At 57.2% G+C, this 23959-nt stretch carries 11 protein-coding genes; 6 read left to right on the top strand and 5 right to left on the bottom strand.

The window, feature by feature from the left end:
- Positions 1 to 48: 48 nt before the first annotated feature.
- The 5 genes from PN477_RS02350 to PN477_RS02330 all read right to left on the bottom strand — a co-directional run bounded on the left by PN477_RS02350 (position 49) and on the right by PN477_RS02330 (position 9786).
- Complete coding sequence (locus tag PN477_RS02350; protein ID WP_272121894.1) at positions 49 to 2085, bottom strand: methyl-accepting chemotaxis protein; 2037 nt, start codon at positions 2083 to 2085, stop codon at positions 49 to 51.
- Positions 2054 to 2506 (bottom strand): chemotaxis protein CheW, encoded by a 453-nt coding sequence (locus tag PN477_RS02345; RefSeq protein ID WP_272121892.1) that lies wholly within the window; start codon positions 2504 to 2506, stop codon positions 2054 to 2056. The genes PN477_RS02350 and PN477_RS02345 overlap by 32 nt, the downstream gene beginning before the upstream one ends.
- 5 nt (positions 2507 to 2511) lie before the next feature.
- The gene (locus PN477_RS02340) at positions 2512 to 4518 is read right to left on the bottom strand and encodes a chemotaxis protein CheA (RefSeq protein WP_272121890.1); all 2007 of its coding nucleotides are present in this window, start codon (positions 4516 to 4518) and stop codon (positions 2512 to 2514) included.
- A gap of 12 nt (positions 4519 to 4530) precedes the next feature.
- Positions 4531 to 4902, bottom strand: a complete 372-nt coding sequence (locus PN477_RS02335; RefSeq protein ID WP_272121888.1) for a response regulator — start codon at positions 4900 to 4902, stop codon at positions 4531 to 4533.
- 297 nt (positions 4903 to 5199) lie between these two features.
- The gene (locus tag PN477_RS02330) at positions 5200 to 9786 is read right to left on the bottom strand and encodes a PAS domain S-box protein (RefSeq protein ID WP_272121886.1); all 4587 of its coding nucleotides are present in this window, start codon (positions 9784 to 9786) and stop codon (positions 5200 to 5202) included.
- Between the two features lie 533 nt (positions 9787 to 10319).
- On the opposite strand from PN477_RS02330, the gene PN477_RS02325 reads away from it, so the two are divergent.
- The 6 genes from PN477_RS02325 to PN477_RS02300 all read left to right on the top strand — a co-directional run bounded on the left by PN477_RS02325 (position 10320) and on the right by PN477_RS02300 (position 23715).
- Complete coding sequence (locus PN477_RS02325; RefSeq protein ID WP_272121884.1) at positions 10320 to 12041, top strand: diflavin flavoprotein; 1722 nt, start codon at positions 10320 to 10322, stop codon at positions 12039 to 12041.
- Between the two features lie 11 nt (positions 12042 to 12052).
- Positions 12053 to 13150 (top strand): TIGR03032 family protein, encoded by a 1098-nt coding sequence (locus PN477_RS02320; RefSeq protein ID WP_272121883.1) that lies wholly within the window; start codon positions 12053 to 12055, stop codon positions 13148 to 13150.
- A 144-nt stretch (positions 13151 to 13294) separates the two neighbouring features.
- Positions 13295 to 15307, top strand: coding sequence for an FG-GAP-like repeat-containing protein (locus PN477_RS02315; RefSeq protein WP_272121881.1), 2013 nt, complete (start codon positions 13295 to 13297; stop codon positions 15305 to 15307).
- Positions 15307 to 16074, top strand: coding sequence for a biotin--[acetyl-CoA-carboxylase] ligase (locus PN477_RS02310; RefSeq protein WP_272121879.1), 768 nt, complete (start codon positions 15307 to 15309; stop codon positions 16072 to 16074). The genes PN477_RS02315 and PN477_RS02310 overlap by 1 nt, the downstream gene beginning before the upstream one ends.
- A 202-nt stretch (positions 16075 to 16276) precedes the next feature.
- Positions 16277 to 17779: a peptidoglycan DD-metalloendopeptidase family protein gene (locus PN477_RS02305; protein WP_272121877.1), complete on the top strand. Its 1503-nt coding sequence runs from the start codon at positions 16277 to 16279 to the stop codon at positions 17777 to 17779.
- Positions 17780 to 17952: 173 nt separating this feature from the next.
- Positions 17953 to 23715 (top strand): translocation/assembly module TamB domain-containing protein, encoded by a 5763-nt coding sequence (locus PN477_RS02300; RefSeq protein WP_272121876.1) that lies wholly within the window; start codon positions 17953 to 17955, stop codon positions 23713 to 23715.
- Positions 23716 to 23959: the final 244 nt, after the last annotated feature.

Raw genomic sequence — 23959 nt, 5'->3', positions numbered from 1 at the left:
GTCTTGTCCTGAATTGCTATCTCAAACGATCGGGGCCGCCGGGCCGCCTCAACCCTGGCAGGAATTGAGTTGCCCTTGCAGGTCTGCCGTGGTCTGGTGGGTGGCCTGGATGATGCGGTGTCTCTGGATCATGCCCGTTTGGATCGTGTCGAGGGCGGTGCGCAGCGATCGCCCGGCCTGGGCCTGCTCCTGGTTGTGACGGGAAATCTGTTGAATTTGCTGGGCGATCTTGACGATCGCCGCACTCATTTCCTGCACCGTGCGCGTTTGTTCGGCGATCGCCTTCGCCCCTTGGTTCGATTGCAGGCGAATCGTCTCCACCGCTTGGGTAATCTGCTCAGCGGCGCTGCTTTGGTTGGCCATGGCTTGGGTCACCTGTTGAATTAAATGGGTGAGGCGGGTGGCGGACTGGCTCACCTGCTGACTGGCGGTGGACTGTTCCGTCACAGCCCGCATCGTCGCGATCGCCACCGTGCGCACCGTGGCGATCGCCTGTTGAATCTGCATCGCCCCCTGCCGCTGCTCCGCCATCGCCTGCCGCACCTGATTCGCCAACTCCGCTGTGCCCCGCGCCGACTTCATCACCCCCCGCGCCGTTTGGGACTGTTCTTCCATCGCCCGATTCACCTCCTGAGCCAACTGCCGCATCTGCACCGCATCTCGCAGGGTTTGTTGGGTTGTCCTTGCCTGGTTCGTCATCGCCTCAGACACCGTATTCGCCTGCACCGCCGTCGTATTAATGCCATCCAACGTCCGTTGCCCCGCTACCAACTGTTCCGCCGTCGCTTGGGTAATCTGTTTGACTAAGCCCGTCGTTTCCTCCACGCCGCCCAGAATTTTTTGCAACGCCATCAAACCATTTTCCCCCAAGCGGCTACTCTCGGTAGCCACCTGTACCCCCTCTTTGGAGGTGCTCACCGCTTCCGTCACCACCCGCTGCAACCCCTGAATAATCGTGCTAATATCCGCCGTCGCCTCGGCCGCCCGATCCGATAAACTGCGAATTTCCGTCGCCACCACCGCAAAGCCGCGCCCCGCCTCCCCCGCCCGGGCCGCCTCAATCGAAGCATTGAGCGAGAGCAGATTCGTCCGTTCCGCAATTAGGTTAATCGTATCGACAATGGAGCCAATTTCCGTCATCCGCTGCCCCACATCCTCAATGACCGTTGCCGTTTCCACCATGGATCGCCGCACCCGTCCCAAGCCGTGGATAGTCTGCTCCACCGTCTGCCCCCCTAATTCGGCCTCTTGGGCGACCCGGCGCGTCGTCGTACTGGCTTGCTCGGTGAGGGCGGCCACCGATCGCAGGGAGCGGTCGAGTTCTTCGGCACTGATGGCGGCATCCTGAGCCGCGATCGTGATGTGTTGGGTATTGGCGGCCACCCCCTGCACCGACGCATCCATCTCATTCATGGCACTGACCACCCCTTCGACACTGCCGGTTAAATGCTCGGAGGTGGCGGATACTTCTTCAATGGAGGCGGCCATTTCGTTGATCGAGGTGGTGGTGATGGCGGCGGCTTCGCTGAGATTATCGGCGGTGGTGGTGACGCTCTGGATCGAATGGCTCATCTCTTCGGTGGAGGCGGCGATTTGATCAATGGAGGTGGCGAGGGTTTCGGTGTCCTGGCTGATGCTTTGCACCGAGGCGGCGATTTGGGTGACGGAGGTGGTGGTTTGGGTGGCCGTGGTGGCCATTTCGGTGGCGGTGCTGGCCACTTGGTGGATCGAGGCGGTGGTGTTTTGGATCGAGGTGGCGGTTTGCTGGACTTCGGTGGCGAGGCGATCGCTACTGTCGGACACTTCTTCGAGGGAGGCGGACATCTCATTCCCCGCCGACACGAGCTCTTCGGTGAAGACCGCCACCGATTCCACGGTTGCCGTGGTGGTCTGGAGTGTTTTGTCCATCTGGTCGAGGGCGATCGCCCCGGCGGCGACGGCCTGCTGCTGGGGTTCGATGCTCTGTTGAAGTTCGGCGGCATGGCGGTGCAACGTTGTCAGCAGTGGGGCGATCGCCGCCATGAGTTGTTTCGGTTTGAGGCCGGTGCGGGGGTTAGATTTCGGTTGTTTCGGATGACGAGCCATGGTGGTGGGTGATGATGGTTTCAGGATTGAGCAAAAAAACAAGCCGTTGATCGAGGTGGGCAACCCCATCGAGATAGGGCAGAATGCGATCGCCGATCGCCGCTGGCGGAGGATGAATGCTTTCCGGATCAAGGGTGATGAATTCGCGGCAGCTATCCACCAGCACCCCCACCCGACGCGCTCCGTGGATCACAATCACCAGGCGACTCCGCAGGGTCACAGCCATGGACTCTAGCCCAAACCGGCGACGCAGATTTAACACCGGAATCACCTGACCCCGCCACATCACCACCCCCTCCACATCCGGGGCCGTATTGGGCACGGGGGTAATGTGGTCGATCATTTCCATTTGCTGCACATCAGCGGCAGCAATCCCATAGGTGGTCTCGGCAAGTTCAAAGAGAATGTAGGCAGAGGACACGATGATCACGGTGCAGGCGCACGATCTGAAGGGGTGAGGAGGGTTTGGTGAATCAACGACGCGACATCTAAAATCAAAATGATTGTCCCGTCGCCTAGGGCCGTTGCCCCGCTAATTCCCGACCCTTGCACCAGGGGATCTTGAAGGGGGCGCACCACAATTTCAGATTGCGACACCACCCGATCCACCAACAGCCCTAGGGTGAGCGCCCCCACCGCCACGACAATCACCACCAGGGTGCGATCCGGGGGCGGCGGCGGCAGGTGAAAGCGATGATGCAGCGTGACGAGGGGTAACAGGCCATCGCGGTAGGGCAGGAGGGCGGGGGCGGTGGGGGCGGGACGGTCTTGGGGGGCGAGGGGGAACAGTTCGCGGAGGGTGGCTTGGGGAATGGCAAAGGAGCGATCGCCCACCGTCACAATCAACGCATCGGTAATCGCCAAGGTCAGGGGCAGGTCAATCCGAAAACAGGTTCCCTGCCCTGGGGTGCTGCGCAGACTGAGATGCCCCCCCAACTCCTGCACCGTCGTGCGGACGATCGCCATCCCCACCCCGCGCCCACTGGTGAGATCCGGCTGATCTTGGGTGGAAAAACCGGGGGTACAGAGCACCGACAGGAGCAGATCCGGGTCGAGGCTGTCTGTGGTCAGGGGTGAGGGCGGGGCGAGGTGGAGGGCTTGCGATCGCGCCCCAATCACCGCCGGATCAATGCCGCCGCCATCCTCTTCAATTTCAAGGCTAATCCGTTCCCCGGCGGTGGAGGCCCTCAGGGTCAGGGTGGCGCGATCGGGCTTGGCGCGATCGCGCCGCACCGCCACCGGCTCAATCCCATGACTCACCGCATTGCGCACTAGATGGATCAGCGGGTCAATCATCCGATCCACCAACACCTTATCCAACTCCGTGCCATCCCCCTCAACCACCACCTGCACCGCCTTCCCCATCGTTCGCGCCAACTCCCGCGCCGCAAACTCCAACCGCTTAAAGGTATCCGTCAACGGCACGAGGCGCACCCGCAACACCCCCGTCCGCAACTCCCGCAATTGCTGTTCAAGGGTGCGGCTGATCCCATTTAGATGTCGCCAGGTGGCGGTGGGAACTTGACCCCGCAACTGTTGAATCTGACTCGACAACTGGACGCGACTCATCACCAACTCCGCCACCTGTTCCATCACCTCATCTAACTTGTGCAGATCCACCCGCACCAGAGTCGGGGCGATCGCCGCCGAGGATGCAGTCTCGATCGGCGCTGCGGTCATCTCCTGCACCGCAGCGGCTCGATCCGGCGGCTCCGGTGCGGTGTAGGGATGTACTTCCACGCCCGCTAATTGCCAGTGGGGCGGGGGGTCTGCCTGGGGGTGGGCAACGATAAACCGAAAGGTGACCCCTTGGGTGGGGCTGGATTGGGGGGTGACGGCTAAAATGGTGCCTGGGTCACTGAGGCGATCGCGCACCCGATTCACCGTAATTCCCGCCTCAACGAGGGCCGAACTGGGGGTAAAGATCACGATCCAAAGGCGATCGCCCCGATCTTGGGCCGCTTGGATCTGCTGCTCCTCCGCCTCACTGATCACCGTTGGCAAGAGGGGCGACAGGGGCGATCGCAGCGGAGCCGTCACCGCCCCAATCTCCGCCAACACCGGCGCTAGATCGGGCATCTCCGTTTGCCGTTGACAGGCCCGCAACACCGTATCCAACACCGTCACCCCATGGATCAACGCTTCAAACCCCGCCGCCGTCAAGGTCACCTCCGGATCGCGCAAATGACGCAGATAACTTTCGAGGGCATGGGCGAGGGTTTCCGCCCCTTGCACCCCCACCATTCCCGATAAACCTTTGAGGGAATGCAGCGCCCGGAACAGGGGTTGCAAACTCGCAGCGGTGAAGCTCGATTGCTCGATCTGTGGTTCTAAGCTCAACAGTTGCGCTCGAATCGTACCTAAATGTTCATCACATTCGGCAAGATAGTCCTCAAAGAAATCATCAAAAAAATGGCGATCGGGTTGGGGCACAAAAATCTAAGGTTAAGCGGACGCAAGGATGTGTTGAATCTGTTGGGCAAATTGGCGGGGTTCAAAGGGCTTTGTGATGTAGCTCGCGGCTCCGGCGGCGATCGCATCCCGTTTCGATTGTTCATCACCTTTGGTGGTGAGAATGACCACAGGCGGCTGATGATGGCCAAAATGATTCAACACAAAATTCAGCACTTCTAAGCCATGCATATCCGGCATATTCAGATCTAAAACCATCAAATCGAACGGTGCGATCGCTAACTGTTCAATCGCTTCTAGGCCATTACTCGCCTCGCCAAAATTAAGATTGGGAATTTGACGCAACGCCGCCATCACCATCTTGCGCATTGTTGCCGAATCATCTACCACTAGAATCTGTTGCATCACTATCCTAGTAATGGGTCAATATATTGAATCAATACGATGTTTGTTCGTTGAAACTGATGGGATTTAAAACTGAGGGTTGAACACCAGACATTACGGAAACTTGCAACTCTATCTAAAATTGTACGAGGTTACCGACGATTGACCCGTTAAGAGTCTTTACACGCTTTGATCGCAGTAGCACAAGCCGTTAGAACTATGCCATGACAGTAGAGTGCTGTTAGCGAAGCGTAACGCACCGTCCCATGAAGCGTTAGACATTACGATCCGATTATGAAGTTACATCTTGACACCGTCCTAGGCCCGCCGTCCTCGTAGCCAGTAGGTATTCATCAAGCCCCGACCTTTAATCAGCACTTCACCGCGATTTTCGAGGAAGAATTGATCTTGAATTAACCCATGGGTCGCTTCCGTGACTTGGATCATGTCGGCAATGCCTTGGCTTTCCATGCGGGAGGCAATATTTACCGTGTCGCCCCAGAGGTCATAGATAAACTTATTAATCCCGATTACCCCTGCCACCACCGGCCCGGTGTGAATTCCCATCCGGAGGCGGAAGGGTTTACCGTTCGCCCAGCGGAATTGGGTGACCGCGAGTTGCATATCCAGGGCCATATCCGCCATCGCTACGGCATGATCCGCCGTCGTGTCGGTGATGCCCCCCGCCACCATATAGGCATCCCCGATCGTTTTGATCTTTTCGAGCTTGTACCAGGCGGCGAGTTGGTCAAATTGGGAAAAGACGGTGTTGAGCAGATCCACCACTTCCGTCGGGGAAATCTGGGCCGAAAGGGATGAAAAATCGACAATATCCGCAAACAGAATCGAAACATGATCGTAGCGATCGGCGATCGCCCCCTCATTGCGCTTCAGACGTTCAGCGATCGGCTTCGGCAAAATCCGCAACAGCAAATTCTCCGACCGTTGTTGTTCCAACTGAAGCGCATCTTCGGCGGCCTTCTGCTGGGTAATATCCGCCACCGTCCCCTCGTAATACAGCGGCTCCCCTTGATGATCACAGACCAACCGCGCATTTTCCGAAGTCCAAATTAATGTCCCATCCTTACGCTTCACCTGGGCCTTAAACCCCGTGATTACCCCATCGCGCTCTAAAATTTCGCGGAACTGCGATCGCAATCCCGCATCCACATACACCTGCGTATCAATATTCCAGACCCGCGCCGCCATCTCCTGGAACGACTCATAGCCATACATCTTCACCAGCGCCGGATTCGCACTGATATAGCGCCCATCCGTCGTCGTCTGAAAAATCCCCTCCGCCGCATTCTCAAAAATACTGCGATACTTCGCCTCCGCCTTCGAGAGCGCATCCAACACCTTACGCCGCTCCGTAATATTCCGCGCCACCCACATCACCCGCTGTTCCGGCAGTGGTGAAATCGTCGCCGCAAACCATACCTCCTCATGGTTAATCGTGAGGCTGTATTCCACATTGATAATCTCGTTTTGGGTTAACGCCTCTTGAATATGCGCCAAAAACAGAGCCGCCTGGGACGGGGGCAACACATCCTCAATCGATCGCCCCGTCAACACATCAGCCGGGGAATAGAGCGGCTCAGAATTGGTGCTGACAATCTTCACATACCGCCCCCGCTGATCAAACACCGTAATAATATCCGTCATCGCCGCAAACAACGCCCGCAACTCCGCCTCCGACGTGCGTAGCGCCGACTCGATACTTTCCCGCTGCCCAATCTCCATGATCAACTGCATATTCAGCTTTTGCAGTTCAGCCGTACGTTGTTGCACCCGGCTTTCCAGTTCTTCATTAATTTCCAGCAGCGTCATCTCTGCCTGCTTGCGATCAGTAATATCCTCTACCGTGCCCTCGTAGTAAAGAATCGTGCCCTGATCGTCATAGACCGATCGCGCATTTTCAGAAATCCAGCGAATCGCCCCATCCTGCCGCCGAATTTGCGCTTCAAAACCGACAATATGCCCCTCTGTCACCAACGCATCGATAAAGGCTTGACGTTGGGACGGAGCAACATACAACTGCGCCGCCACATCCGTCAGTTGATGCACCAACTCATCCGGACTCTCAAAGCCGTAAATCCTCGCCAGAGCAGGGTTAGCACTGAGATACCGACCATCGGCAGTGGTTTGGAAAATCCCCTCCACCGCATTCTCAAAGATCATGCGGTACTTTTCTTCCGCCTGTTGCAGCGCATTGAGAGCCTGTTGACGCTCGGTGACATCAATTCCCACCGCAAACGCCGCTTTGCCATCATCATATTTTTGGGACGCAATCAAGTAATTCCGAGTCTCCCCCTTGACGATCGCTTCCACTTCCCGAAAATCATCCTGGGCCGGACTCGCAAAAAACTCCCGCACAAACTGATTAAAATCCCCACTGGCCTGCAAAAAGCCAATATCCTGACCCACAAAGGCATCGGGTTCAAGGTTAAAGGTGCTGGCCAGTTGGCGATTCACCCCCATGTAATGGAGATCCGAGCTAATCCAGGACACAATCCCCGGCACGGCTTCGAGGACAGCTTGGAGTTGATCTTTCGAGCGAGCCAAGTCATCCAGGGCCCGTTGGCGATCGGTGATGTCGATCCCGACGGTGAACGCCGCTTTGCCGTTGTCATATTTTTGGGCGGCAATCAGATAGTTATGGGGTTCCCCATCGACGATCGCTTCCACTTCCCGGAAATCATCATTGGACTCACTGCCGAAAAATTCCTGCACAAAATCGTTAAAATCATCGCTGGCCTGGAGAAAGCCAATCGGTTGACCGACAAAATCCGCCGGGGTGAGGTTGAAGGTGCTGGCCAAGTGACGATTCACCCCCATGTAATGGAGATCGGAGCTAATCCAGGACACGATCCCCGGTACGGCTTCGAGGACGGCTTGGAGTTGTTCTTTAGAGCGGGCCAGATCGTCGATCGCTTCGATCCGTTCGGTGATGTCAATCCCTACACTAAAGGCGGCCCGACCGTGATCGTACTTCTGCATCACGATCAAATAGGTGCGACGGCGGCCCTCCACGAGGGCTTCAATTTCTTGAAAATCCTCCATGAAGTCACTGGCGAAAAAGCCGCGCACCACATCAATAAAACCATCGCTGGCGTTGAGGAAGCCGATGTCTTGGCCGATGAATTCGCGGGGTTCTAACCCGAACATTCCGGCCAGGTGACGATTCACCCCCAGGTAGCGTAAATCTGCACTGATCCAGGACACAATCCCCGGTACGGCATCGAGGACAGCTTGGAGGGCGGTTTCGGCCTGTTGCCGTTCGACGATTTCATCCACGAGTTGATCGTTGGCAGCGATTAAGGCTCTGGTGCGATCGGCAAACTGTTGGCGCAGGTCATCGAGGGAGGCTTGACGTTCAAGCTCCATGAGTTTCTGTTCGGTGATGTCGCGGATGACCCAAATCACCTGTTGATGTTCGGGGATGGGGGCGAACTGAATGGAAAACCACCGCAGGCCGTTGGCTTCGTGGTAGGTGAGGGGGTTGAGGGATGGGCTGAGGGTTCCGGTTTGGATGCTGTGGAGGACAGCGGTGATCTCAGGGATGAGGGTGTCGGGAAAGAGGGGGGCGATCGCTTGCCCGATCTGCTCCGGGCTGACCTGTAGGGGGCCATGGGTGGGCAAGATCCGCAAGACACACCCGTCTAGGTCGGTGGTGATCACGGTTTCTTCCATGACATTGAAGAGGGTGCGCAGTTCGAGGCCGTAGTCCCGGATCGTGTTGCGCAGTTGACGATGGCGGCGACGGCTTTGGCTGAGTTGATCGGTGAGGATGGCGGCGTTGGTGGGGGACGGGGGTGACTGCCAGGGCAGGGGGGGGATCGGGTGGGGTGACTGCCAACCGGGGTGCAGATGGCCGTTGGCGTGACAACGGGCGATCGCACCGCCCCAACTGAGGTGATGGTTGGGGTGGAGTTGCACTAAACCCTGGGGGCCGATGTAGCTCTGACCATAGGCGGCTTGACGTACCGCAGCGGTGTCGAAGGATTGCGCGGTTTCAACGGCCTGTTTCCAGAGGAAGACTTGGGTATAGGCTGCGATCGCCGCATCGCTAATCAGGTGGGGATCATCCCATTGGGCGAGGAGGGCTTGATTTTCGGGGGTGGGGGCGGTGGCATCGTAGTGAGTGACGACGCGATGGCCGGCCGCTGTGGGGCGATCGCCCACGGGCAAGGTTAACGACAGCACCGGCAAGTCCTCCGGGGTCAACCCCGCCGCCGCGAGGGCGTGAAACAGTTGGCTGTGATCCTGAGTCCGGGTGTCAATAATAATCTGGGCGGTGCTGGTGTGGATCTGTTCGAGCAGATCCCCCCAACGGTGATCGGGGCCGAATTCCTGTTCACCCACAATGTTTAAGCCGTACTCGTCACTTTGGGCATTCCACAGGGTACGGAGTTGGCGCGATCGCACCGAATCCGACCCCAGCAGATAGCACCGTTGCACCGTCCCCTCAGCCTGCAACCCCCCTAGGGCGATCGCCACGGTTTGATTGGGGCAACTGCCGGTGTAAAACACCTGGGGATGCGGCCGCAGGCTGGTGGTGGAAAAGGGTTGCCACAGGAGGCGATTGAGGGTGGTAAGGGCCGTGAGGTGAGCGGCTTCAATTTTGGGGGTTGTCGTCGGGCTGCCGGTGCCAAAGAACGTGGCGATCGTCGGGGTGCGCTGCCCCCAAGCCTGTAAATCCTGGGCCCCTGCGGCGGTGTCGAGGGCCACAGGTTGCACGTCATATTGGAGCGATCGCCCCAAGACCCCGCCGTGACGATTAATCGTTTCAATCGCCAAACAGGTGGCTGAGATCAGAGGATCAGCGGTGCTCAAGACCCGATCCGCCTGATGGGCGAGAATGCCCACAGTGATCAGGGGTGAGGTGGACGGTGGGATCTCCATGGAGTTTGACAGGATCATATCCTCTGGGTCAACCGGATCAGGATGGATGGAAGCAGCGTCATGAACGGAAGGGAACGGTAGTGCATTGTGCTCAGAATAGCGTGCCTGTTCTGCCACACTCGGATATTCAAAGCCTGACATGATGATTAGATTGCAGGACGGGTTGGAGTCTGCAATGACTCCTTATGTTGTGGATACACCCTGATGGCCCCTGTGTCGGGATAATCTCTAGTTTCTGCACCCCAGTTCACAGCAGGCTACATCACTATGCCTCAATCTACGCAACGGAAGGGACAATTTTAGCCTGGCGTTTGCTCCCATTCATGATAGCCTGCTTAAATTTTCTCTCCCTGTGGGGAAATAGGATTGTGCCCAGTATAGCCGCAGCAACTTGCTCCCATCAGCAGAATCAATCAAAAAACTCGCCGCGATCGCCCAAGGTCGATCAGCCTGTCCTCTACACTAGAAACCATTACAGAAAAATTTAAAATCACCGCATTCGTTTAGACCTCCACCCCCTCTCCCCACTTGTTATGGTTGATGTAAAACCCCGTGATGTCCAAGTCCTGCCCATTGCTGCCCAAACCCGTGTGCTGCGATCGCGCACCTGGGATCGCCTCAAATTTGAAATTGAATACGCCCTGCGCAAAGGGACAACGGCGAATAGTTACCTGATCGAAGCCGATCGCACCGTCCTGATTGACCCCCCCGGCGAATCCTTCACCGACATTTTTCTTGCCGCCCTCCAAGACCGCCTCAATCTGAAAACCTTAGATGCGATCGTCCTCGGCCACATCAACCCCAATCGCGGCAAAACCCTCGAAAAGATCCTCACGATCAACCCCGCCGTTACCGTCATTTGCTCCAACCCCGCCGCCATTTCCCTCCAGAAAATCCTGCCGGAAATCGCGATCAACTGCCTCGTGATCAAAAACGACGAAACCTTTGACCTCGGCCAAGGCCATCACCTTCAATTCATCCCCACCCCTAGCCCCCGCTGGTCTGACCACCTCTGCACCTACGATCCCGCCACCGAAATTCTCTACACCGATAAACTTTTTGGGGCCCATGTCTGCGGTGATCAAATCCTTGATGAAGGCTGGCAAGTCTACAGCGACGATCGGCGCTATTATTTCGACTGTTTGATGGCTCCCCACGCCACCCAAGTAGAAGCCGCCCTCGAAAAATTAACCGACTACCCCGCGCCCCTCTACGCCCCCGGCCATGGCCCCCTGATTCGCTACGGCCTCAGCGAGTTGAAGCAGTCCTATCACACCTGGCTCGCTGACCAGAAAGCCAAGGCCAACCGGGTCGCGCTGATCTATGCGTCGGCCTATGGCAATACGGCGATCGTGGCCCAGGCGATCGCTCGCGGCATCACCAAAGCCGGGGTTGCGGTCGAAGCGATTAACTGCGAATTCACCACCCCCGAAGCGATTAAAACCGCCGTTGAAACCTCCGCTGGGTTCATTATGGGGTCGCCCACCCTCGGCGGCCATGCCCCCACCCAAGTCCAAACCGCCCTCGGTATCGTCCTCGCCACGGCGGATCAAAGTAAGTTAGCGGCCGTCTTTGGTTCCTACGGCTGGAGCGGGGAAGCGATCGATATGCTCGAACAAAAATTCCGGGATGCCGGCTATCGCTTTGGGTTTGACCCGATCCGCGTTAAGTTCACCCCCACGGACAAAATCATTAAATACTGCGAAGAGGCGGGCACAGATTTCGCCCAAGCCCTGAAACGTCAACAGAAACAACGCCAACCCAAAGGCTCCGTTACCGACTCCCAGTCCGCCCGCCTGGAGCAGGCCGTGGGGCGGATTATTGGCTCGCTCTGTGTGGTGACGGTGCAGCGGGAAGAATTGCAAAGTGCGATGCTGGCCTCTTGGGTGTCCCAGGCTTCTTTTAGCCCTCCCGGTTTAACGATCTCTGTGGCCAAAGACCGCGCCATTGAAGACTTTACCTATGGGGGCGATCGCTTCGTCCTCAACATCCTGGCCGAGGGGAAACAACTGCGCAAACACTTCATGAAAAACTACGCCCCCGGCGAAGACCGCTTCGAGGGGATCAGCACCGAACCCGCCGACAATGGCTGCCCGATCCTCACCGATGCGTTGGCCTATTTAGAATGCCGCGTCGAAAATCGCATGGAGTGCAGCGATCACTGGTTGATCTATGCTGTAGCTGAAACCGGCAAAGTCTTGAACGAAAGCGGCATCACCGCCGTTCACCATCGCAAAACCGGCAGCTACTACTAACCCCCCTCTTCATGAGCGAACCGAATCCCCCCCTCGCGGTCAGTTGTTCCCGCCATGCCCTCAATTGGCTGGCGGAACAACGGATCAGCCTCACTTTCACCACCTACCAAACCAACCGGATTTTTTTCCTGGGCATGAAACCCGATCAGACCCCCTCGATTTTCGAGCGGATGTTTGATCGACCGATGGGACTCTATGCCACCCCAGAGCGGATTTATCTCGGCTGTCGGTTTCAGGTGTGGCAACTGGACAATTGCCTCCAAGCCGGCGAAACCCATAACGGCTACGACAAGGTCTATGTGCCGCGTGTCGCTCATACCACGGGGGATGTGGATATTCATGACATTGGCTTGACCCGGACGCAGCGGGTTTTATTTGTGAATACGCTCTACAGTTGCCTGGCGACGATCAGCAACCATTACAGCTTCATCCCCCTCTGGCAGCCCCCGTTTATCACCAAGTTGGCCCCAGAAGATCGCTGTCATTTGAACGGCTTGGCCTTTGAAAAGGGCCAACCGGCCTATGCAACGGCGGTGAGTCGGTCGGATGTGGCGGCGGGGTGGCGACAGAAACGCCATCAAGACGGCTGTGTGATTGATATTCGCCGCAATGAAGTGCTGCTCGATACGCTCTCGATGCCCCATTCACCGCGCCTGTATCACGATCGCCTTTGGGTGCTCAATTCTGGGACGGGGGAGTTTGGTTATATTGACCCGATTTGGCAGCGGTTTGAAGCGATCGCGTTTTGTCCGGGATATTTGCGCGGTTTGGCCTTTCACAAGGACTGGGCGATCGTGGGAACATCGAAACCACGGGGCGATCGCACCTTTTCCGGCCTCGCCCTGGATGACCAACTCACAGCAAAAAATGCAGAAGCCGTCTGCGGCCTGATGATCATTAACCTCAAAACGGGCAATATAGATCATTGGATACAACTCGAAGGAGTGATCACAGAGCTTTATGATGTTCAAGTGCTGCCCGGTGTCATCCGGCCGATGGCCCTTGGTTTCAAAACTGACGAAATTTGTACGCTTATCACCATGGGCACACCCCCCACGGAGAAGAAGCGATCGCAACTTTTCACAGCGGGCGATCGTCCGTCTCCCTAACCCTTGCACTCATCACCCACAAGGTTATACTTTGCTCAGTTAGCACTAAGCTTGCTTCGTTATTCTCTAACGAGATAAATTTTTCTACCCGCTCGCTCAACCCCTGCCCCCATCCCTTGCCAACCCCCTACCTCCCCAAAAGCCATGGTTCAACAATTCAGAAGTATCTCAACCAGACCTAACCTTAGCCCAGTCAGTGACAAAGGTGTCCTCAGAGTACCCACTTTTGTTGACTTAGACGGTGATAAGGACTTGGATATTGTCGTTGGCCATGGCAGCGCATCCGACCCCAACAATTCAGACGTATACCCGCCACTTTTCTATTTTCAAAATGACGGATCTGGGGCCTTTACAGAACGCACTGGTACTGATAACCCGTTTAATGCGCTTGAGATTACCGATAAAGGTCAAGAGAGTGCGGGGTTTCAGATTATTTATGGAGCCAGTGTTGACTTTTTCGACGCAGATGGTGATGGAGATCTAGACCTATTAGTGGGGGGACCCTACGGAAACCTCTACTTCTATGAAAATAAGGGTACGAAGTCATCGCCCTCATTTGAATCTGAATTTAGCATTAGCAAAACGACACGAGTTGTCGGTGCTGATGGTAATGGTATAGACAAAACCAATGAAATCTTTGGAAAGGTTGTAGGTGTTTCAGCTTATGCTGTGCCCCGATTTGTAGACATTGACGGGGATAAAATTCCAGAACATCTCTTCATCGGTCACTACAATGCGATCGATTACTACGTCAACGAAGGCACTCCAGAAGCCCCCAATTTTGTTCGCAAAAACATTGATACTGCCGAAGATCCCCATGATCCATTCGAGGGTATTAATTTCACGATTCTAGGCACAGATCATAACCGGGTCGTTCCTTATTTTGCAGATTTTGATGGCGATGAAGTATTTGATGCCTTCGTTGGGTCAGAAGATGGCACTATCCGTTACTTCCGGAATGAAGGCAGCAATTTAACGCCAATTTTTACAGAGCAATTCGGAGTCAGTAATCCTTTTGATGAAATCAACACGGAAGCTAAGTTTACGAGAGCAGCCCCAGCGTTAGGTGATGTGGATGGGGACGGAGCACTCGAAGCCTATGTTGGCACAAGACCCAGCTTGAACCCGATTTTTGCCTTCGAGAACTTCACAGAAACGGGAACAAACCCCACAGATTTCCTGTTTTATGATGACATTTCTCAGCGGTTTATCTTTGGCGGTAAAGGTGGAGAAAATTTATCCATCACAATTGAAGGAACACCTGCTTCACAAATTGTTGACCTTAAGCTTGTCTTGACGGATAAAAATGGAACAACCCTTGCTAATAGCAGCTTTGACGGAGAACTTGATATCTTTTCTTTGTTGCCCGCAGGATTCTTGCCGAACAGTTTTTCTGCAACTTCAGGCATTATTGATGATGTCGAAGACGCTCTAGAAATTTTAGGAAAAAGTGTTACGGAGGTTAACTTTAAGTTTGGGGTTGAGTTATCAGGGTCAAGCAGCTTAACGTTATTTGATCAAGTGACCTCCACAGGTACGACGGGAGAGTGGCAACTGAAATCAAGCAGGTCTGAACTCAGCGGCCTGACCATTACCCTTAGTCAAACCAGTAACGCTGATCCAGATTCTGAAAACGGTGTGGTGTGGCTGTGGAATGATCCCGGTGTCAACGGGGGGGTTGAGGTGATTGATTTAACGGGGGCATCCGGGTTAACGGCGACATTTTCGCTCTTTCGGGAAGCAGTTTTTAACAATGTGTTTGGTCTGTATCGGGTAGATAACCCGCTGACGGGGGCGATTAATGGGTTAACGCCGGGGAGTGCTGGCTATGCCCGCGCTGCGATTGAAAATCGGGTGGGGGGTCTGGATTTAACGGTGAATAATAATTCCACCAGTGGCGGTAGTGCTACAGGGTTTGGGGGGGCGTATTATGCGCCGTTTATTCTGGCGGGGGCGACGATTGATGAGTTCCTGGCGGATAATCCGAATAATGAAATCGATCGCAAAAATCAAGCCTACTTTGTCTATAATGCGGCGAATCCTGATGGTCAAGATCACCTGATTATGCTGGGGAATAATATCTTTGGGTTTGAGGATCTCTCGGGTGGGGGTGATTTTGACTATAACGATATGGTGATTCAGATTGATTTTGCCTAGTGGATTGGTTCGATCGCGCCCAATTTGAGGCGGCTTGGTTAACGCTGGCGGGCGGGGCTGAACTGCCTCGGTTGCGGGTGGTGGAACAGGTGGATTCAACGAATCGGATCGCGTGGGAGTTGGCGGCGGCGGGGGTTCCTGGGGGCGCGATCGCTCAATCCCAAACCGCTGGCCGGGGGCAATGGGGGCGGGTGTGGCAGTCGCCGGTGGGGGGCTTGTATTTGTCCTGGGCGATCGCAATTCACGACCTGCCGCCGCTCTTGGTGACGCTCTTGAGTGCTGGGGGGATTGCGCGGCAGTTGCGCGATCGCGCTGTGCCGGTGTGGTTGAAATGGCCCAATGATCTTCTGCTGCACGGGCGTAAGCTGGGGGGGATTAAAACGGAGGTGAATCCGAGGGGGGCGATCGCCGTCGTGGGGGTCGGTCTCAATTGGTGTAACCCTGTCCCGGCAACGGGGATCGCCCTCGCCACCGATCCGGATGCTAGGGTAGCGAGTTTGGAAGAGTTAGCAGCGATCGCGATCGCCGGCATTCAACAGGGTAACCACTGGGGTCAGTCACAACCGATGCCGGACGTGCTCGCCGCCTATTGGGAACTTTTAGAAACCAAACATCGATCTGTATTCGTAGCCGGAGCACCCGGTCAAGTGATCGGCATTACACCCACGGGAGAATTACGGGTACGCTTACAGGGAGGGCAAGCCCACACCGAGTTAAATTGTCCACCGGGAGCCGTGCAAATTGGTTATCCTGACCCGCTCGCCTGATCCCCCTGCCCCGACAATTCAGCCGCATCCTTCTAAACTGACGACCGTGCCCGTCATAATTCGTAATCTATGGCGTAAAATGCGAAATCGTATCCCAACACGTCAGTCCATCCATTCACGACACCCTCGACAAGGAGAGATCATGCGCCAAACCCCACGTCCACTGTACGGACTTCTTCGCAATGCCCTGCTGATGCGTAGCGTGAGCTGGATCGGAGGGTTGAGCCTCCTCAGCGGTGGGTTGGCTTGGTCCCAAACCGATACCTTTGTGGATAATCTCGGTGGTGTCGCTGCGCCGGTTCCCGTGGCCCAAACCCCGCCCCCTGCGCTGCAACCGGTGCAAACGGAATTGGTGAAGCCGGCCAAAGTGGAGACCCCTGCGCCCGCGCCCCAACCCGTGGCTGCCCCCGCGCCCAGACCCCAACCGGTGGCCGCGCCTGCGCCTAAACCCCAGCCCGTGGCCGCCCCCGCCCCTGCGCCCCAACCCACCCGCACGGCAACCCCTCAACCATTACCCGCGCCAACGGTATCTGTGCCGGATCGCAAGCCCGCTTCGATCCCGGCGGCGTTACGCGATCGCCCCCCCGTGGCCAACCAACCGGGACGCGCCACCCAAACCTATGTAGATGTGACCACCTACGGGGCTGAATCCCCCGCCACCGCCGCCCAACCCTCCAACCGACCGCAGCTTCGGCCCCAAGTGGTGGTGAGCGATCGCAACAACGGCTGCCAAACCCAAGTTAGCAACGGTCGCCTCAGTCAAGCCAGTTGCGGCGTGACCCCAGAGCGCACCGTGCGTCGTCCCGCGCCGCCGCCCACCATGGCCGTACCGGGTCGGCTCCAACAAGCCCCCCGCCTCGCTCAACAGCAGCCCCCCGCCCCCCTCCAGCGCCACAATAAACCCGGCCGCAGCTATTCGATCCACGAAGTCCCCCAAACGCCTCTGGCCTATCTCAACCGGGGTCAGAAAGCCCTGAGCCGTCCGGCGGCCTATCCCAACAACAACAATCGCGGCTTGCTCTTCCCCCTCGCCATTCCCAGTTCCATTAGTTCTACCTTTGGCTGGCGGATGCACCCCATCTTTGGGGAATGGCGGATGCACACCGGCACAGACATCGGTGCGCCCCAAGGTACGCCCGTGCTCGCCAGTTATCACGGGCAAGTGGCGATCGCAGAATACACCGGCGGCTACGGTCAACTGGTCATCCTCCGCCACGAAGACGGAACCCAAGAATCCCGCTACGCCCACCTCTCGGAAATGTTCGTCCAAGCGGGTGAATGGGTCGAACAGGGCGACGTGATCGGCCTCGTCGGCAGCACCGGCAACTCCACCGGGCCCCACCTCCACTTTGAATGGCGACACCTGATCGGCGGCGATTGGGTTCCCGTCGATGCGGGGCCGCACCTGAAATGGGCCATGGCTGAAATGCAGCAGGTGATGACCAGCGGCCTCACCCCCGAAGAACGCGCCAAAGCCGAACTGGGTAAAATTGCCCTCGGCAGTGGTACGTTAATGCTCCCCAAAGCCGACGAACTCCAGCCCCAAAAAGCCCTAGATGATGTCGGTTTCGCCACCGAAGCCGGAGACACAACATCTCCCATCACCATTCAACCCGCCGCTCAACCCCTCTACCGTCTTGATCCCCAATCGGGTCAAGCGATTAAATCCACCCCTAATCCTGCCCTCCTCAGCCCAAACCGATAACGGGAGGCAACGGGGAATCCTGTCAGCGGGGAAGCTTCGGTCAACCCAGGCCAATGGGTGTAACTCTCGTCGTGAATTCACCACTAAGGTTGTGGCATTGCGCTCAACGGCAGCGGTTTTACCCGTTTTGGGCCCGTTTTGTGTTAAACCGTCTGGAATGTGGTGCTTGACCGATGACAGACCAAACTCCTGAGACTCAACCGAATCCCCCTAAACCCCGTCGCCGCCGTTGGATCTGGTGGCTCATTTTTGGGGTGGCGGGTTCTGGGTCGGCGTGGATCGTGCTGTGGGTTCTCGTGCAGCAACTCTTGCAACCCTTGATCGCCAAGCAACTCACCAACACCCTCGAACGGCCAGTGGAGTTAGGTGCGGTCACTCGCCTATCTCCCACCGCCATCCACTTCAACAAGACTCGTCTCCCCACCACCGCCGACGATGCGGATTATGCCACCACGGAAGCCGTCGCGGTTCGGTTTAATCCCCTCAAGGTCATTTTTGAGCGGCGGCTTGAACTGGATATCACCTTTGCGGATGCCACGGTTTATGTGGAGCAAGACCGGGATGGTCAATGGATTAATCTCCCGACGATTGAAGAGGGAAACTTGCCGATCAAAATCCGGGTGGTGGCGGTGCGGGTGGATGAGGCGATCGCATCAGTGGTGCGCCGCAATCCCGATCAGAGTCAGCGATCGCCCCTTGTCGCCCAAGTGAGCAGCGGCAATCTGTTCATTAATGGCGGCTTAGACGATCTGCAAGTGACGCAATTACAGGGCACGTTGGCCGAAGGGGGACGGTTTCGGGTGCAGGGGAAATTGGGGTTAACGTCGGGGTCTTTGGATACCTTGACGGGAACCTTAGCCGCCAATCTGCAAGGGGTGGAGATTCCCCAGGTGATGCGGCTGATTCCACCGTTACCCCTCGACACGACCATCCCAACGGGAACCGTGGGGGCGAATGTGACCCTCACCTTGCAGGGCAATCCCTTTACCCTGGAAACCTTACCCACCTTAACGGGCGTGGGTCGGGTTCAAGGCGTGACGGTGCAGGTGGAGGGGGTGAAGTCGGCGGCACGGTTGGCCAATGCCAAACTGCGGTTCCGAGGGGATCAGGTGTTGATCGATGGAGCAACGGCACGTTTGGGTACGGTTCCGGTGGAACTGGATGGGGCGGTGTCCTTAAGTGGTCAGAATGATCTACAGGTGCGCCTTGAACCGGTGGCGGTGACGCGGCTGCTGGCTGCTGTGGTTGAGAAGTTGGAGCTACCGATCGCTCTCCAAGGGGCGATCGCGATGACGGCCCAAGTGCTGGGGCCGTTGGAGGATTTGGGAATTGGGGGACAGGTGCGGGCGGCCTGTTTAACGGCCTCGCCCTGTCTGCCGTTGCGGGTGGATCGGGTGGGGGTGCGATCGCTCAACGCCGACTTCATTGCCTCGGTGGCACAACAAACCCTCAGTGTTGAATCCTGGACGTTGATTCCGGAATTTGGCGGCCGCCTCACCGGGAAAGCGATCGCCACCCGCAAAGACCCCAAAAACCCCATCGCCCTCCTCGAAACCCAATGGAATCAGATCCCGATTAATCGCGCTCTCCAAACATTTCAAGTCGCCACCCCCGTCGCCCTCGGTACCACGTCCGGCAACGCCACGGTGAGCCTTCCCCTCAACAATTGGCAAGCCGCTCAGGTGTTGCTCAGTACGGATCTCCTCGGCGGTCGAGTCCAAGTGGGCAATGTGGGCTTGACGGAAAACACCTGGCAAGCCACTGTTTTTGCCCAACAGTTGCGCCTGCCGCTGGATTTGCCCTTGGGGGCAACCGATGCCCGCCTGCGGGTGGCGGGGCGTTGGGAGGCGCTGAATTTAGACGCGATCGCCATCACCGGCCAAACCCAAACCAGGATCGGCGCAGGACGGCTGGTCATCCCACAATTGCAACTGGCCGGGGGGCAATTCGTCGCCCAACTCCAAGCCCAAAATATCGCAGTGCAACCCTTTGCCGCCCAACTCCCGGCGCAATTGCAAACGTTACCCCTTGGCAATCTTAACGGTCAACTCACCGTTGCGGGAGCCTTGGCGGGGTTCCGGCCGACGCGCTTAGTGAGTCGGGGGGCGATGGGGGTGGGGATCGCGGGGGGGACGGCGCAACTGTTGGGGTTAAGACTGCAAGGCGATCGCCTCACCGCCAGCCTGGACGCTCAGAATTTGAACATGGCGCAACTGGCGCAACTCTTCGGGCAACTGCCGATCAATCGGGCAGCCCTGGGACGGCTTGGGGCAACGGTACAGGTGGCAACGCCCTTTAATGCTCTGTTGCGGGGGGGATTCTTGGGGATCTGGGATGGCTTGCAGGTGAACGGAATGGCGATCGCCTCTGGGTTGGGAGGAGGGACGGGCAATGTGGCGTTTACCCTCAGCGATCGCAATTGGACGGCCCAGGTGCAGGGTGAGGGGATCAACTCGCGGCAACTGTTACCGCAACTCCCGGCCGCCTTTGGGCAATCCTTGCAGAGCCGCGTCACCATGGCCGGCGTGATTCCCCGTCGCTTCACGGTGGAAACCCTGCAACTCCAAGGCCAGGGCACAGCCCAGATGGGGCGCGATCGCCTCGCCATCCCACAATTTAGCCTGCGCGATCGCACCCTCACCGCTCGCCTCTTGCCGGACAATATCGCCCTTGCCCCCTATTCCAACCTGTTACGGGGACAACTCACCGGACAATTGGATGTCCGGTTCCCCCTGTTTGATCTCGCCCAATTCCAAGCCCAAGGCGCGGTGCGGTTCAGTGAGGGGTTAATCGCCGTGCGCGATCCGATTGATGCGGAGTTTGGTTGGCGAGACGGGCGGCTCACCCTGAATCGATTGCAGGGGGGCGAACAGTTGACAGCCCAGGGCTATCTTCAGTTTGATTTGCCGCGCCTGTTGCGGGGGCAACTCGATGCGGCGGTGGTGCAGCGGGTGGATTTGGGGGTCATCGCTCAGAATTTGGACTTGGCCGCCTTGCCGGAGGTGGCGGCCCAATTTGTCACTCTCCCGACGGCGGCGGCCTGGGCAGATTTGCGGGGCTTGACCAGTTTTGAAGGCCGAATTGCGGGGACATTAACCGCGCCCCAAATTGAGGGAGATCTCAGCTTGGTGAATGTGGCGGTGAATCAGTTTCAGCTTGACCCGATCTTGACGGGGCCGGTGTCGCTGCAACCGGGGGGCAGTGAAATCGCCCTGCGGTCTGAGCAGGCAGAAGGCGATCGCATCCTCGTCACCCTCAACGCCAACTACCTCCCCACCACTTTTGATCTCCGCCTGGATCAACTGATCGCCACCGGGCGCACGGAAAACAACATTCTCACCGCGTCCCTGACTCAATTTCCCCTCGCCCAAGCCAAACCCTTTTTACCCAACGGCCTCCTGCCACCCCTGATCGCCGCCCAACCCCTCGCGGGGGATCTCACCGGGCAATTTACCGTTGATTGGCGCAATTGGGGCGTGGCGGGGTCTGTCACCATTGAAAAGCCCGTGGTGGGGCAACTGCGGGGCGATCGCTTCACGGGGGATCTGCAATATGTGGGCAATGCGATCGCGCTGCGGGAGGCTCGCTTGCAAACCGGCAGCACCCTCTACGAGATCAACGGCAGCCTGATCCCCACCGGGCCAGAGCCACGGGTAGACGGCACTGTGGCGATCGAAAATGGCCGCGTGGAGGATATTTTTGCTGCCTTAGACCTGGTGAAATTTTCCGACCTGCTGCGGATTAGCAACACCTTCGGCCAGCCTGCACCGGGTCAGGCGGCGGATCTCAATACCTTGGGGGTGGGTCGTCCCGATGATTCCCTCGGCGATCGCCTCAGTCGATTGTCAGAAATTCGCGCTCTCAACGAACTACGCCGCCAAGACAGTATCGATGCGTTGCCGTTTCCGGGTTTAGATGCGATCGCCGGTTCCTTTAGCGGAGCCGTTACCCTGTCCGGTGCATTAAGCGAGGGCATTGGCGGCCTCAATGCCCAAGTGGAACTCAACGGCAGCGATTGGCAATGGGGCGCATACCAAGCCGATACCGTCACCCTGATCGGCAGTCTAGCCGAGGGGATCGTGACCATTCGCCCCTTGGAACTCCAAACCGCCGAAGGCGTGCTAGCCCTGGCCGGAGTCTTCGGCAACGATGAAATTACCGGTCAGTTGCAAATCAACGACTTCCCGATCATCACCCTCCAAGACCTGCTCCCCCTCCCGCCTGCCATTGGTTTTGGCGGCACGATTAATTTAACGGCCACCCTAGGGGGCGATCGCGCCAACCCCCGCCTGCTCGGCCGCGTCAACATCCTAGGGGCCAGCGTCAACGAAACCCCCATCGACACCGCCACCGCCAACTTTAGCTACAACAACGCCAAACTCCGCTTCAGCGCCACCAGCACCCTCATGGCAGACGGAACCCCCCTCACCGCCGCCGGCCAATTCCCCTATCAACTGCCCATCCCCGGCACTCTCCCCCCCAGCGATAACCAAGCCACCCTCACCGCCAGAGTCCAAGACGACGGTTTGGCCATTCTCAACATCATCAGCCGCCAAAACCTGATCTGGCAAGGCGGCAGCGGTGATGTCAACGTGGATATTCGCGGCCAGGTTAACCCCGATCGCTTCGCCCTCGAATCCCTCGTCGCCGACGGCAGCATCACCATCACAGACGGGGTACTAGGGTCAAAACTCCTCCCCGAAACGATTACAGACCTAGATGGGGTGATTTCCCTCAACTTTGACCAGATTGATATTGAGTCGATCACAGGGGACTTTGGGGGCGGCTCCCTCACCGTGGCGGGCAGTCTTCCCACCTTCCAACGCCAAGCCCTAGAGAATCCCTTAACCGTGACGTTGGATCAACTGGCGATCGCTCTTCAGGGCGTTTTTTCCGGCATCGTCGGCGGCTCAGTCCAAATCCTCGGCACCGCCCTCGCCCCCGAAATCACCGGCAACGTCAACGTCACCAACGGCAATGTTCAACTCCTCGGCGCAGCCTCCCTCAGCGGTGCAGCCGATGACAGCCCCACCGCAGAACCCAGCAATGGTTTTTTTGAATTTCGTGATCTGCGCCTCATCCTCGCCGATGATTTCCGGATTCGGCTCTACCCCATCCTCGATCTCGTCGCCCAAGGAGATCTTGTCTTAAACGGCAGCTTTAGTGACCTACAGCCCGATGGTGTCATTGATCTCAATTCCGGCTATGTCAATTTATTTACCACCACCTTCCGCCTTGACAACAACTACAACAACGTAGCCGTGCTCAACCCCCTCAACGGCCTTGATCCCTTCCTCGATTTGCGCCTTGTCGGGTCTGTGATTGAAACAAGTCGGCGCACCTTTGCGGTGGAATCCCTCTCGGCTGAGGTCAGTGATAGTCCGGTCGGTGTCGGAGGAATTCAAAATCTAACGGTACGAGCGGATATCAACGCCACCGCCTTTGAACTCGCCGAAACCCTCCGCGCCACCGCTCAAAGCGGCACTCGCCCCCGCCAACAACTGATCGACCTCAGCAGCAGCCCCGCCCGCAGCGATACAGAAATTCTCGCCCTCCTCGGCGGCAGTTTTATCAATTCTGTCGCCGGTGGTGATAACACGGCCCTCGTGGGAGGGTTGGCCAATATTGCCGGAACAACCTTGTTTGGAGACTTGCAGCAGACGATTAGTAATGCGTTGAGCTTAAGTGAATTTCGGGTCTTTCCGGCTCAAGTGTTGAATGAAGACAGCACGACGGGAACCTTAGGAATCGCCGTGGAAGTGGGCAAAACGATCGCTAATGATTTTTCTCTTTCCGTGTTGCAGTTTATTACCCCACCCGGCCAAGACACCCGGTACAACATCCGCTATCGCATCAATGACAACTTGACGATTCGCGGCTCTACGGATTTCCAAGGCGATAGTCGCGGCTCGATTGAGTTTGAAACACGCTTTTAACCGACATGTCCCCGGTGACTCAATCAAGGGTACATCAGCCGTTAAGCGGCTCGTTAATCATCACGTACAGATTAGAAGCCCCTCGCCCCGTGGGCTACTGCTTGTACATAACGTTCAAATGTTGGCCTCGTCTGCGTTTGATCCCCCTAAATCCCCCTTAAAAAGGGGGACTTTTTTTCGTTCCCCCCTTTTTAAGGGGGGCTAGGGGGGATCGAGAGAAGGTGAACATCGTTAAGAGCAGTTT

The organism is Spirulina subsalsa CS-330, from assembly GCF_028330765.1.
GTDB classification, from domain to species: Bacteria; Cyanobacteriota; Cyanobacteriia; order Cyanobacteriales; family Spirulinaceae; genus Spirulina; species Spirulina subsalsa_A.
This window is presented reverse-complemented; position numbering and strand designations above follow the sequence as displayed.